General features: G+C 70.3%; 10 protein-coding genes. All 10 read right to left on the reverse strand.

The annotated features are described in order from the left end of the window. Positions 1-42: 42 nt before the first annotated feature. The 10 genes from P3T34_RS10715 to P3T34_RS10760 all read right to left on the reverse strand — a co-directional run bounded on the left by P3T34_RS10715 (position 43) and on the right by P3T34_RS10760 (position 13,593). Positions 43-354 carry a hypothetical protein gene (locus P3T34_RS10715; RefSeq protein WP_280665791.1) on the reverse strand — a complete coding sequence of 104 codons (312 nt, stop codon included), beginning with the start codon at positions 352-354 and terminating at the stop codon, positions 43-45. Positions 355-431: 77 nt separating this feature from the next. Further along, positions 432-1,889: an aldehyde dehydrogenase family protein gene (locus P3T34_RS10720; protein ID WP_280665792.1), complete on the reverse strand. Its 1,458-nt coding sequence runs from the start codon at positions 1,887-1,889 to the stop codon at positions 432-434. Positions 1,890-1,937: 48 nt separating this feature from the next. After that, complete coding sequence (locus P3T34_RS10725) at positions 1,938-2,801, reverse strand: helix-turn-helix transcriptional regulator (protein ID WP_280665793.1); 864 nt, start codon at positions 2,799-2,801, stop codon at positions 1,938-1,940. Between the two features lie 217 nt (positions 2,802-3,018). Then, a complete protein-coding gene (locus P3T34_RS10730) occupies positions 3,019-4,479 on the reverse strand; it encodes a glutamate synthase subunit beta (protein WP_280665794.1) in 1,461 nt (486 codons plus the stop codon). Next, positions 4,472-9,061, reverse strand: coding sequence for a glutamate synthase large subunit (gene gltB, locus P3T34_RS10735; RefSeq protein ID WP_280671950.1), 4,590 nt, complete (start codon positions 9,059-9,061; stop codon positions 4,472-4,474). Before gltB ends, P3T34_RS10730 begins: the two co-directional genes overlap by 8 nt. A gap of 478 nt (positions 9,062-9,539) precedes the next feature. Beyond that, positions 9,540-10,265: a VIT1/CCC1 transporter family protein gene (locus tag P3T34_RS10740; RefSeq protein ID WP_280671956.1), complete on the reverse strand. Its 726-nt coding sequence runs from the start codon at positions 10,263-10,265 to the stop codon at positions 9,540-9,542. A 272-nt stretch (positions 10,266-10,537) separates the two neighbouring features. Then, positions 10,538-11,587: a prolipoprotein diacylglyceryl transferase gene (lgt, locus tag P3T34_RS10745; protein ID WP_280665795.1), complete on the reverse strand. Its 1,050-nt coding sequence runs from the start codon at positions 11,585-11,587 to the stop codon at positions 10,538-10,540. A gap of 126 nt (positions 11,588-11,713) precedes the next feature. Continuing rightward, on the reverse strand, positions 11,714-12,586 hold the full coding sequence (locus P3T34_RS10750) for a thioredoxin domain-containing protein (protein ID WP_280665796.1): 873 nt from the start codon (positions 12,584-12,586) through the stop codon (positions 11,714-11,716). 73 nt (positions 12,587-12,659) lie between these two features. Continuing rightward, positions 12,660-13,208: a MauE/DoxX family redox-associated membrane protein gene (locus tag P3T34_RS10755; RefSeq protein WP_280665797.1), complete on the reverse strand. Its 549-nt coding sequence runs from the start codon at positions 13,206-13,208 to the stop codon at positions 12,660-12,662. Positions 13,209-13,335: 127 nt separating this feature from the next. Continuing rightward, complete coding sequence (locus P3T34_RS10760) at positions 13,336-13,593, reverse strand: hypothetical protein (RefSeq protein WP_280665798.1); 258 nt, start codon at positions 13,591-13,593, stop codon at positions 13,336-13,338. Positions 13,594-13,633 lie beyond the last annotated feature (40 nt).

Raw genomic sequence — 13,633 nt, forward strand, 5'->3', positions numbered from 1 at the left:
GCGGCCCGGACCGCCGAAAGGCGGTCCGGGCCGTGCGCTCTCTCAGTGCGCGGAGTGGTGCTCGGCGCCGCGGTGGCGGTGGCCCTTGAGCTCGGCGTGGGCGGGCAGCGCGCCCGTCAGGGCGGGTTCGGCGGGCAGCCGCCGGCCGCCGTGGCTGAAGGCGCCCCCGGGGGCCAGCGCCGCGTAGCCGCCGTAGGTCGCGCCGTTGCCGGTGGCCTGCGGGCCGCCGTGCAGCATCGGCCCGAACTGGCCTGCTTTGCCTCCCCTTGGCGCGGCCATCATGCCGCGGCGCTCCAGCAGCTCATGGGTGCCGCGGCGGAGCTTGGTCATCTTTGCCGTCGGTCGCTTGGTCATTCCTGGCCTCCCATCGACGTCCTTAAGCGATGGTATGTCCAGATTCGCAGCAGTTCACGTGCTCAGCCCTCACGTCCTCAGAACGGGAAGCGGCTGCGCCCGTGCTGGATGGAGATCCACTTCAGCGTGGTGAAGGCGTCCACCGTGGACTCGCCGTTGAGTCGGCCGAGCCCGGAGTTCTTCTCGCCACCGAAGGGCACGATCGCCTCGTCGTGGATGGTCCCGTCGTTGACGTGGATCATGCCGGTCTCGATCCGCTGCGCGATCCGCACGCCACGCTCGACGTCGGCGGTGTGCACGGCGCCGCTGAGGCCGAACGGGGTGTCGTTGGCGAGCGCCACCGCCTCCTCCTCCCCGTCGAAGGGGACCACCAGGACGACCGGGCCGAAGAGTTCGCGCTGCAGGATCGGCGCGTCGCTGCGTACGTCGGTCAGCACCACGGGCTCCATCAGGGTGCCCACGGTGGTCCCGCGCAGCAGCACGGTCGCGCCGTCCGCGACGGCCTGGTCGACCTGGGCGGTGATCGAGTCGGCCTGGGTGGTGTTGATCAGCGGGCCGATCTGGGTCCGCGGGTCGCTGGGGTCGCCGACCTTGAGCGAGCTGATCTTGCGGACGAAGCGCTCGGTGAAGTCCGCGAGCACGCTGCGGTCCACCAGGACCCGGTTGGCGGCCATGCAGACCTGGCCCTGGTGGGCGAAGCGGCTGAAGACCGCGGCGTCGACCGCGTAGTCGAGGTCGGCGTCGTCCAGCACGATCAGCGCGCTGTTGCCGCCCAGTTCGAGGATCGAGCGCTTGAAGTGCGAGGCGGCCACGGTCGCCACGTGCCGGCCGACCTTGTCCGAACCGGTGAAGGCGATCACCTTGGGGACGGGGTGCTCGATCAGCGCGTCGCCGATCTCGGCGATGTCGGTGACCAGCACATTGAGCAGGCCCGGCGGCAGGCCGGCCTCCTCGAAGATCTTGGCGATCAGCGTGCCGCCGGCGATCGGGGCGTCCTGGTGCGGCTTGAGGACCACGGCGTTGCCCAGCGCCAGGGCGGGTGCGACCGCCTTCAGTGACAGGAAGAGCGGGAAGTTGAAGGGGCTGATCACGCCGACCACGCCGACCGGCAGGCGGTAGAGGCGGTTCTCCTTGCCGTCCACCGGCGAGGGCAGGATCCGGCCCTCGGCGCGCAGCGACAGCTGCAGGCACTCGCGCAGCATGTCCTTGGAGAGCGAGAGTTCGAAGCCGGCCTTGAGGTGGGTGCCGCCCAGTTCGGCGACGATGAGCTCGGTGATCTCCTGCTCGCGCTCCTCGATCACCCGCAGCGCGCGCTCGAAGACCAGCCGGCGGGTGTACGGGTTGAGCTGCGCCCAGGGCTTCTGCGCGCGCTCGGCCGCCCGGTAGGCCTGGTCGACCTCGGCGACGGTCGCGACGGTGATCGCCGCGAGCTTCTCACCGTTGTAGGGGTTGATGTCGACTACGTCCCAGGAACCGCTGCCCGGACGCCACTGGCCGTCGATGTACTGCAGCGCGAGTTCTGAAAAATAGGACACCTGACACCCCTTCGCACGAATCTGACTAAATATCATCGTACTGACTTGTCAGGCTTCTTGGAGCAAACCATCGAGAAGCTCCCAGCTTTCCTCCGGGGACAGGCTGTCGACCCGCAGCCGCTCCAACGTGGCGACGTACTCGGCGACCTCGCGGGGCCGGTCCAGGTAGAGCGCCGTGGTGAACTGCTCCAGGTAGACGACGTCCGCCAGGCCCGGCTCGGGGAAGCTCAGCACCGAGAAGGCACCACTCTCGGCCGACAGCCCGTCGAAGCCCAGCGGCATCACCTGCAGCACCACATTGGACTGCTGCGCCAGCTCGAGGAGCCGGGTCAACTGGCCGTGCATCACCTGCGGTCCGCCGCACGGCCGGCGCAGCGCCACCTCGTCCACGATGGCCAGCAGTTGCAGCCCGCCGCCCTCGAGCAGCCGCCGCTGGCGGCGCATCCGCACCTCGACCCGGCGCTCGATCTCCTGCTGCGGTGCGGAGTTGAAGCCGAGCCGGACCACGGCGCGCGCGTAGTCCTCGGTCTGCAGCAGGCCCGGGACGTGCTGCACCTCGTAGGAGCCGAGCGTGCAGGCGGCTTCCTCGAAACCCAGGTAGGTCTGGAACCAGCCCGGCACCACATCGCCGTAACCATGCCACCAGGGGGTGGCGTTGGCCTCCCGCACCAGCCCCAGCACCGCCGCCCGCTCGGCCTCGTCCCGCACGCCGTACAGGGTCAGCAGGTCGGCCACGTCACGGTCCTTGAAGCTGACCCGGCCCGCCTCCATCCGCCCGATCTTCGACTCCGAGGCCCGGATCTCGTACCCCGCGTCCTCCCGGGAGACCCCCACCGCCTCGCGCAGCCGACGCAGCTGGGACCCCAGCAGCCGACGCACCGTTGCACCGCTCCCCGTCTGCACCACACTCATCGCGCGCTCCTCCGCCGGCGCTCTCCCCCGGGCGGAAGTCTGTCACGTCAGCCTGAGCAACGAGCCACTGCTGACCAACCTTCGAACAAAAAGGAACGGCACCTGCCCCCAGCTTGGTCGGGGAGGGGGCAGGCGCCGTATAAACGTCGTCCGGCGGCTCTGACGGACGGCGGTGGTGCAGCCCGGCCGGAGCCGAGCGGTGTGCGGGAGGGTTTTTTCAGACCACCAGGGGGCGGTCGGTCGGACGGATCGGGGAGGGCAGCGCGGTCTTGCCGCCCAGGTAGGTATCGACCGCCGCGGCGGCCGAACGGCCTTCCGCGATGGCCCAGACAATCAGGGACTGGCCGCGTCCGGCGTCACCACAAACGTACACTCCCGGCACGTTGGTCGCGAAAACGCCGTCGCGGTTGATGTTGCCGCGGGCGTCGAGCTCGACGCCGAGCTGCTCCACCAGGCCGTTGGCGGTGTCGGTGCCGGTGAAGCCCATCGCCAGGGTGACCAGCTGCGCCGGGATCGAACGCTCGGTGCCTTCGATCGGCTGGAACCGGCCGTCCTTGAACTCGACCTCCACCAGGTGGAGCTCGGCGACGTTGCCGTCGGCGTCGCCGCTGAAGTGGGTGGTGTTCACGCTGTACACGCGGTCACCGCCCTCCTCGTGGGCGGAGGTGACCTTGTAGACCATCGGCATGGTCGGCCAGGGCTGGCCGGTCGGGCGGTCGTCGGCCGGGCGGGGCATGATCTCCAGCTGGGTGACCGAGGCCGCGCCCTGCCGCAGGGCGGTGCCCAGGCAGTCCGCGCCGGTGTCGCCGCCGCCGATCACGATGACGTGCTTGCCCTTGGCGCTGATCGGCGGCTCGACGAAGTCGCCCTCCTGCACCTTGTTGGCCAGCGGGAGGTACTCCATCGCCTGGTGGATGCCCTTCAACTCCCGTCCGGGGACGGGCAGGTCGCGGGCGGTGGTGGCACCGGCGGCGACCACCACGGCGTCGAAGCGCTCGCGCAACTGCTGGCCGGTGATGTCCTCGCCGACGCTGACCCCGGTGCGGAACCGGGTGCCCTCCGCGCGCATCTGCTCGATGCGGCGGTTGATGTGGCGCTTCTCCATCTTGAACTCGGGGATGCCGTAGCGCAGCAGCCCGCCGATCCGGTCGGCGCGCTCGTACACCACCACGGTGTGCCCGGCCCGGGTGAGCTGCTGGGCGACCGCGAGCCCGGCCGGCCCGGAGCCGACCACGGCGACCGTCTTGCCCGACAGCCGCTCCGGGACCTGCGGGGTGACCCCGCCGTTGTCCCAGGCCTTGTCGATGATGGTGACCTCGACGTTCTTGATGGTCACCGCGTCCTGGTTGATCCCCAGCACGCAGGCCGACTCGCAGGGAGCCGGGCACAGGCGGCCGGTGAACTCCGGGAAGTTGTTGGTCGCGTGCAGCCGCTCGATCGCCCCGGTCCAGTCCTCCCGGTAGGAGAGGTCGTTCCACTCGGGGATCAGGTTCCCCAGCGGGCAGCCGTTGTGGCAGAACGGGATGCCGCAGTCCATGCAGCGGCCGGCCTGCTTGGTGATGATCGGCAGCAGGCTGCGCTCGACGTAGACCTCGTTCCAGTCCCGCAGTCGGACGTCGACGGGCCGGCGCTCGGCCAGCTGCTTGGGGGTCGTCAGGAAGCCCTTGGGGTCAGCCATGTGCCGCCTCCATCATCTTGCGGGTGGTCTCGGACTCGGAGAGTCCGTCTCGCTCAGCGGCGTCCTTGGCGGCGAGCACGGCCTTGTAGTCGGTCGGCATGATCTTGGAGAAGCGGGAGACCCCGCTGCCCCAGTCGGCCAGGAGCTCGGCGGCGACGGTGGAGCCGGTCTCCTCGTAGTGCTGCTGGACGGTCTCGCGCAGCCAGTCGCGATCGGCGGCGGTCGGGGCCTCGATGCCCACCATGCCGTCGTTGACGTTGGCCGGACGCAGGTCCAGCACGTACGCGATACCGCCGGACATGCCCGCGGCCAGGTTGCGGCCGGTCTCGCCGAGCACCACGACTCGTCCGCCGGTCATGTACTCCAGGCCGTGGTCGCCCACGCCCTCGACGACCAGGGTCGCCCCGGAGTTGCGGACGGCGAAGCGCTCACCGGCCTTGCCGCGCAGGTGGATCCGGCCGCTGGTGGCGCCGTAGCCGATGGTGTTGCCGGCGATCACGTGGGCTTGCGCGTCGGCGCCGATGGCGGCCGCGTCCCGGGCCGGGCGGACCACGATCACGCCGCCCGAAAGGCCCTTGCCCACATAGTCGTTGGCGTCGCCCTCCAGGCGCAGCGTGATGCCGCTGGGCACGAAGGCGCCGAAGGACTGGCCCGCCGAGCCGGTGAAGGTGACGTCGATGGTGCCCTCGGGCAGGCCCTCGCCGCGGTAGCGCTTGGTCACCTGGTGGCCGAGCATGGTGCCGACCGTGCGGTTGACGTTGCGGATCGGCAGCTGGATGCGGACCGCGTCGCCGCGCTCCAGGGCGTCCTCGGCCAGCTCGATCAGCTGGTTGTCGAGCGCCTTGTCCAGCGAGTGGTCCTGGACGGTGGTGTTGTGCAGGGCGGCGCCCTCGGGCAGCGCCGGGACGTGCAGCAGCGGGGCCAGGTCGAGACCGGCGGCCTTCCAGTGCGAGATGGCGGCGGCCGCGTCGATGTGCTCGGCGTGCCCGACGGCCTCCTCGATGGAGCGGAAGCCCAGCTCGGCGAGGATCTCGCGGACCTCCTCGGCGATGAACTCGAAGAAGTTCACCACGAATTCGGGCTTGCCGGAGAAGCGCTCGCGCAGCACCGGGTTCTGGGTGGCGACGCCGACCGGGCAGGTGTCCAGGTGGCAGACCCGCATCATGATGCAGCCGGAGACCACCAGCGGCGCGGTGGCGAAACCGAACTCCTCGGCGCCCAGCAGGGCTGCGATCACCACGTCGCGGCCGGTCTTGAGCTGGCCGTCGGTCTGCACCACGATCCGGTCGCGCAGGCCGTTGAGCAGCAGGGTCTGCTGGGTCTCGGCGAGACCGAGCTCCCAGGGGCCGCCCGCGTGCTTGAGCGAGGTCAGCGGCGAGGCGCCGGTGCCGCCGTCGTGGCCGGAGACCAGCACCACGTCCGCGTGCGCCTTGGAGACGCCGGCCGCGACCGTGCCCACGCCGACCTCGGAGACCAGCTTCACGTGGATGCGGGCCGCCGGGTTGGCGTTCTTGAGGTCGTGGATCAGCTGAGCCAGGTCCTCGATGGAGTAGATGTCGTGGTGCGGCGGCGGGGAGATCAGGCCGACGCCCGGGGTGGAGTGCCGGGTCTTGGCGACCCACGGGTAGACCTTGTGGCCGGGCAGCTGGCCGCCCTCGCCGGGCTTGGCGCCCTGCGCCATCTTGATCTGGATGTCGTCCGCATTGACCAGGTACTCGGAGGTGACGCCGAAGCGGCCGGAGGCGACCTGCTTGATCGCCGAGCGGCGCTCGGGGTCGTACAGGCGCTCCGGGTCCTCGCCGCCCTCACCGGTGTTGGACTTGCCGCCCAGGCGGTTCATCGCGATGGCCAGCGTCTCGTGCGCCTCCATCGAGATGGAGCCGTAGGACATCGCGCCAGTGGAGAAGCGCTTGACGATCTCGGAGACCGGCTCGACCTCGTCGACGGAGATCGGGGGGCGGGCGCCGGCGTCCAGCTTGAACAGGCCGCGCAGCGTCATCAGCCGCTCGGACTGCTCGTTCACCCGCTCGGTGTACTGCTTGAAGATGTCGTAGCGCCGGGTGCGGGTGGAGTGCTGGAGACGGAAGACGGTGTCCGGGTCGAACAGGTGCGGCTCGCCCTCACGGCGCCACTGGTACTCGCCGCCGATGTCCAGCGCGCGGTGCGCGGCGGAGATGCCGGAGGCCGGGTAGGCCTTGGCGTGCCGGGCGGCGACCTCCTTGGCGATCTCCGCCAGGCCGATGCCGCCGAGCTTGGTGGTGGTGCCGGCGAAGTAGCTGTCCACGGTCTCCTGGGAGAGGCCGATGACCTCGAAGACCTGGGCGCCGCGGTAGGAGGCGACGGTGGAGATGCCCATCTTGGACATCACCTTCAGGACGCCCTTGCCGAGCGCCTTGATCAGGTTGCGGATCGCCTTCTGCGCGTCGATGCCGGTCAGGAAGGTGCCCTGGGCGACCAGGTCCTCGACCGTCTCCATCGCCAGGTACGGGTTGATCGCGCTGGCGCCGTAGCCGACCAGCAGGGCCACGTGGTGGACCTCGCGGACGTCACCGGCCTCGACCAGCAGCGAGACCTTGGTGCGCTGCTTGGTGCGGATCAGGTGGTGGTGCACGGCGGAGGTGAGCAGCAGCGAGGGGATCGGCGCGTGCTCGGCGTCCGAGTGGCGGTCGGACAGGACGATGATCCGCGCGCCGTCGGCGATCGCGGCGTCCGCCTCGTCCGCTATGGCCTTCAGCCGGGCGGCCAGCGCGTCGCCGCCGCCGGAGACCCGGTAGAGGCCGGAGAGCGTGACGGCCTTCAGGCCGGGCTGGTCGCCGTCGGCGTTGATGTGGATGAGCTTGGCGAGCTCGTCGTTGTCGATCACCGGGAACGGCATGCCCACCGAGCGGCAGGCGGCCGACTCGGCGGCCAGCAGGTTGCCCTCGGGGCCGAGGTTGCTCAGCAGCGAGGTGACGAGCTCCTCGCGGATGGCGTCCAGCGGCGGGTTGGTGACCTGCGCGAACAGCTGGATGAAGTAGTCGAAGAGCAGCCGGGGCTTCTCGGAGAGCGCGGCGATCGGCGAGTCGGTGCCCATCGAACCGAGCGCCTCACCACCGGTCTTGGCCATCGGCGCCAGGATGACGCGCAGCTCCTCCTCGGTGTAGCCGAAGGTCTGCTGACGGCGCGTCACCGAGGCGTGGGTGTGCGCGATGTGCTCGCGCTCGGGCAGCTTGGAGAGCTGGATCTGACCGGCGGCCACCCACTCCGCGTACGGGTACTCGGCGGCCAGCTCGGACTTGATCTCCTCGTCCTCGACGATCCGCCGCTGCTCGGTGTCGATCAGGAACATCTTGCCGGGCTGCAGGCGGCCCTTCTTGACGACCTTCTCCTGCTCGATGTCGAGCACGCCGACCTCGGAGGAGAGCACCACCAGGCCGTCCTCGGTGACCCAGTAGCGGGCCGGGCGCAGGCCGTTGCGGTCCAGGACCGCGCCGATCTGGGTGCCGTCGGTGAAGGTGACGCAGGCCGGGCCGTCCCAGGGCTCCATCAGGTTGGAGTGGTATTGGTAGAAGGCGCGCCGGGCCGAGTCCATGGTGGCGTGGTTCTCCCAGGCCTCCGGGATCATCATCAGCACCGAGTGCGGCAGCGAGCGGCCACCCAGGTGGAGCAGCTCCAGGACCTCGTCGAAGGAGGCCGAGTCGGAGTGGTCCGGGGTGCAGACCGGGAAGATCCGGGACAGGTCGCCGGGGATCAGGTCGGTGGCGAGCTGGGATTCCCGGGCGGTCATCCAGTTGCGGTTGCCCTTGACGGTGTTGATCTCGCCGTTGTGCGCGACGAACCGGTACGGGTGGGCCAGCGGCCAGCTCGGGAAGGTGTTGGTGGAGAAGCGGGAGTGGATCAGGCCGATCGCGGAGGCGTAGAGCCGGTCCGAGAGGTCGGGGAAGAAGGGCTCCAGCTGCCCGGTGGTGAGCATGCCCTTGTAGACGATGGTCCGGGCGGAGAGCGACGGGAAGTACACGCCGGCCTCGCGCTCGGCGCGCTTGCGCACGACGAAGCCGATCCGGTCCAGCTCGATGCCGGTGCGGTCGGTGTGCGTGAGGAAGAGCTGGCGGAAGCGCGGCATCACCGAGCGGGCGGTGGCGCCGAGCAGGTCGGGGGCGATCGGGACGTCGCGCCAGCCGAGGACGGTCGCGCCCTCGTCGGCGGCGATGGCCTCGATCTGCGCGACCGCGGCGGCGTCGGCCGCGTTGTCGTCGGGGAGGAAGGCGATGCCGACCGCGTAGGCGCCGGCGTCGGGGAGCTCGAAGTCGACCTGGGCGCGCAGGAAGGCGTCCGGGACCTGCGTCAGGATGCCCGCGCCGTCACCGGAGTCCGGCTCGGCGCCGGTGGCGCCGCGGTGCTCCAGGTTGCGCAGGACGGTCAGTGCCTGCTCGACGATCTTGTGATCGGCGACACCGGTCAGTGTGGCGACGAAGCCGACGCCGCAGGCGTCATGTTCGTTGCGCGGGTCGTAAAGGCCCTGAGCAGCAGGTCGCGCATCCGGAACGAGCGCGTACGGTCGGCGCGCGGCGCCGTCCTGCTCGGGCTCGTTGGCGGAGTGCATGGATGCAGACAGCATCGGCTCTCCCGTCGTCGTCTTCGGCAAAGTGCATAAGTGCAACAGGGACGACGTTGGCCCTCTGCGATTTCGTGCAGGTTACATGATGCCGCACATCCCGGAAAGTGGAATCTGTCGTCCACATGGCGGACACAACCCCAGGTCAGAGGCTGTTACCGGCCGGTAATGGCATCGCGGAGAGTTGACTCCTCATCCGCACGCTCCCTCCAGTGTGCCCGGTGGTTCGCGGCCCGAAACAGGGCTGAAACGCGAAAGCGATCGGGGCTCTCGAGAGCACCTGCGATTCCGCCCTCCAGGGGCGGCCGAAGGCGCTGGACCTGCGGGTCCGGCGCACCTCTCGGCGATGGTAGAGGGGCCGGACCACCTCGCCCTATGTGCGGAACGTCACGCATGGGATGGTATAAACATGCACGCTGCTGTGGTTTCGGACAAGTGCGTACGGGTGGCGCAGTCGTTTTGGGCGTCAGCCGAGGTGGCCGCCGATCAGCGAGCCCAGCAGGTACGTCACCCCGGCCGCGGCGCCGCCCAGCACCAGCTGGCGCAGCCCGCTGAACCACCAGCTGCGCGCCGTCACCCGGGCCACCACCGCGCCGCAGAGGAAGAGCCCGAGGACGGCCAGGACCAGCGCGGGCAGCAGGGTCGTGGCGCCCAGCAGGTAGGGCAGCAGCGGGAGCAGCGCGCCGAGCGCGAAGCAGCCGAACGAGGAGACGGCGGCGACCAGCGGCGAGGGGAGGTCGTACGGGTCGATCCCCAGCTCCTCCCGCGCGTGGATCTCCAGCGCCTGCACCGGATCGGCGGAGAGCTGCTTGGCCACCTCGCGGGCCAGCGCCGGCTCGACGCCGCGGCCGATGTAGAGGTTGGTCAGCTCGGCGAGCTCGGCGTTCGGGTTGCGGATCAGCTCCAGCCGCTCGATCTCCAGCTCGGCCTGGACCAGCTCGCGCTGCGAGGCGACCGAGGTGTACTCGCCGGCCGCCATCGAGCAGGCTCCGGCGGCGAGCCCGGCCAGGCCGGTGATGATCACGACGCTGCTGCTGGCGGCGCCGCCGACCACGCCGGTCATCAGGGCGAAGTTGGAGACCAGGCCGTCCATCGCGCCGAAGACGGCGGGGCGCAGCCAGCCGCCGTTGACGTCGCGGTGGCTGTGCTCATGGGCCTCCGCTGCGGGCGGCTCCGGGGTCTGTCCACTGATGAGCGGTTCTGCGATGGTCACGGTCACGGCGCTGCGTCCTCCTCGGGCGTCCCCCCTCAGCGCAGCCGGGCACGGCGAAACGCCGTGAGAAAGCGGGCTGCCCGATGGGCTCTCATGCCATGAAGCTAGCCCGATCGAGTGACACTTTCCAGCAAGGAAGCCCTGGCTAACCTCGCTGACCTGCGGTTTTACCTCCGGGGCGGTCCGCGCGGATGCGACGGACCCCCGCAGCCGGGGCGGCTGCGGGGGTCCGGGGTGAGCGGTGAACGGGGTCAGGAGGTGGCGGTGTCCTTGGAGACGGCCGGCTCCGCGGCCTTCTCGATGGCCTCGCCCTTGGCCTTGACCTTGACCTTGGCCTTGCCGTCTGCCTTGTCGGTGGACTCGGCGGTGGCGGTGGCGGTGGCGGTGGCGGTGGCGGTGGCGGTGGCGATGGCGATCGCCTCAGCGCCAGCGTCGTCGGTGTCGGCGGAGGCGCCGCTCGGCTCGTCGACGCGCGAGTCCGGGTCGATGGAGTTGGGATCCTCCCGGCCGGGGCGCTTGCGACCGACGATCACCAGGTAGGTGACGGCGCCGATGAAGACGACGATGCACGTCCAGTCGTTGAGCCGCAGCCCGAGGATGTGGTGGGCCTCATCGATCCGCAGGTACTCGATCCAGGCCCGGCCCACCGTGTAGGCCGCGACGTACAGCGCGAAGACCCGGCCGTGGCCCAGCGTGAAGCGGCGGTCGGCCCAGATCACCAGGATCGCGACGCCGACGCACCAGATCGACTCGTACAGGAAGGTCGGCTGGAAGATGCCGCTGGTGACCGTGCCGTCGGGGTTGACCTTGTGGATCTCCAGGCCCCAGGGCATCGTGGTCGCCTTGCCGTAGAGCTCCTGGTTGAACCAGTTGCCCCAGCGACCGCACGCCTGCGCGAGCGCGATGCCCGGCGCGATGGCGTCCGCGTACGCGGGCAGCGGCACGCCCCGGCGGCGGCAGCCGATCCAGGCACCGACCGCGCCGAGCGCGATGGCGCCCCAGATGCCCAGGCCGCCCTCCCAGATCCGCAGCGCGTTCCAGGGGTCCATGCCCGGGTCGAAGTAGAGCTGGTGATCGGTGATCACGTGGTACAGCCGGCCGCCGACCAGGCCGAACGGCACGGCCCAGACCGCGATGTCACCCACCGTGTGCTTGGCGCCGCCACGGGCGAGCCAGCGCTTGGTGCCGAGCCAGACGGCCACGGCGACACCGATGATGATGCAGAAGGCGTACGCGCGCAGCGGGATCGGTCCCAGATACAGGACGCCCCGCGACGGGCTCGGGATGTAAGCGAGTTCCATAGCAAGGTCGACGCTACCGTGTCGTGACCTTGGATCCGGCACCGGTCGGTGTACCGGTTCGGATACAGCGCCGCCGATCGGCCTCGCGGCGGCGCCATCGTGCCGGTCGGTCTTAACCTTCCGCGCTCAACCGGTGGTGGCCGGAGCGGGCTGGTTGGGGTCGGTCTCGGCGGCCGTACTGCTCGGCGCCGGGCTGGCCGAGGCCGAGCCGGTGGTGCCCAGCGGCTTGCCCGCGATCGCCGCGTTCACCCACTTCACCAGGTTGTCCGGGGTGATCTGCTCGCCGTCCATGGTCGGATAGATCGGCTTGCCGTTGAGCAGGATGGTCGGCGTGGAGGTGTAGCCGGACTTGTCGAAGTCCTGCTCGACGGAGGAGACCCAGCCGCCGAACTTGTTGCTGTTGACGCAGCTCTCGAAGGTGGGCGAGTCCAGGCCCGGGACCTGCTTGGCGAGCGCGATCAGCTTGCTCTTGTCGGCCCAGGCGTCGGTGGTCTCGTCCGGCTGGTTGCGGTAGAGCACGTCGTGGTAGGCCCGGAAGTATCCGGCGTCCTGGGCGCAGGCGAGCGCGTTGGCGCCGTTCTTGGAGCCCTTGCCGCTGTCGTGCCGGTCGATGAACGAGACGAGGTGGTAGTTGCCGTAGATCTTGCCCTGGTCCTGCAACTGGTCGACGGTGGGGGCGAACTCCCGCTCGAACTGGCCGCAGGCCGGGCAGCGCGGGTCCTCGTAGACGGTGAGAGTGGCCGGTGCGTTGGCCGGGCCGTCCGGGATCACCAGGTTCTTGTTGCCGATCGCGCCGGCCGGCGAGACGGTCGGGACGTCCGGCTTGGAGCGGTTGTTCTGCACCACGACGCCGATGCCCGCCGCGATCGCCAGCACCGCGAGCACCGAGCCCAGGACGATCATCTTCTTCTTGCGGCTGTCCCTGGCCTCCTGCGCGGCCCGATCCTCCAGCATCCGCTCGCGGGCCGTACGCTTGCCATCTCGGTTCTTCTCACTCATGGGATTTGCTCTCAGCAGACTGGACGGACAGTCCGACGTCGATGTCGGACCTCGATGGGAGCCGGACCCGCCGCTACGCGGACAGCCAGCGGTCGGCGGACAGCTTGGTGCGGGGCCGGAACACCAGCCAGAGCGCCAGCAGCAGGAACCCGATGTCGCGCAGGATCTCCTGCAGGTACTCGGTCTGCGAGGCGGCCACGGCGCCGCCGCCGCCGAAGCAGCCGCAGTCGATCGAGATCCCGCGGGCCCACGCCGAGCTGATCCCGGCGATGAAGGTCAGCAGCAGCAGCGCGGAGATCACCGCGGCGATCCGCACGCCCAGGCCGATCAGCAGCAGCACGGCCAGTGCGATCTCCACGAACGGCAGCCCGTAGCCGACCGGCTTGACCAGCCCCTCCGGCAGCAGCCGGTAGGCCCGGACGGCCTGCGCCGCCACCGCCGGATCGGAGACCTTCGCCAACCCGGCCCAGGCCCAGACGACCGCCAGGCCCAGCCGGGCCGCGGTGCTGATCCACTCGGCGGCGGGCCCGTCCGTAACCCGGCGCAGCGGTGAGTGGCCGGCGCTCGCGGAGCCGGGCGGCTCACCCGCCCGGCTCGGCGGGCTGTGCTGCTGACTGGCCATCACAAAGACCCCCTCGGGAACGCCGTCTGCCCGGGCAGGCCTGCCGCCGGAGCTACCTGACGAACCGTAGGGGATATCAGCCGATTCCCGCTACATTGCCCCATTCACCCGAATGGGTGCGGTCGCGCTAGCGGCTCGGATTGACGATCTCGGCGGGGACCGCCTGCGGACCGGCGGTGGGCAGCTGCGTCCGGTGGCCCCGACTGCCGGAGTGGGCTACCCGTGCCTGATCGCCGCCGGGCGGCGCGGTGGCCTGCCGGGCCGCCTGCTCGGCACCCCGCCTGGCCAGCGCGTGCCCCACCGCGTGCTCACCCCCGAACGCCGCACCCAGTACCAGTGCGGCGGCGGCCGCCCGTAGAAGTACGGCGCGCTGCAGACAGGCCACGGCGATCCCTTCCGAGCAGTCTGTTGAGAAGTGCACGAAC

It is taken from the genome of Kitasatospora sp. MAP12-44, from assembly GCF_029892095.1.
GTDB lineage: Bacteria > Actinomycetota > Actinomycetes > Streptomycetales > Streptomycetaceae > Kitasatospora.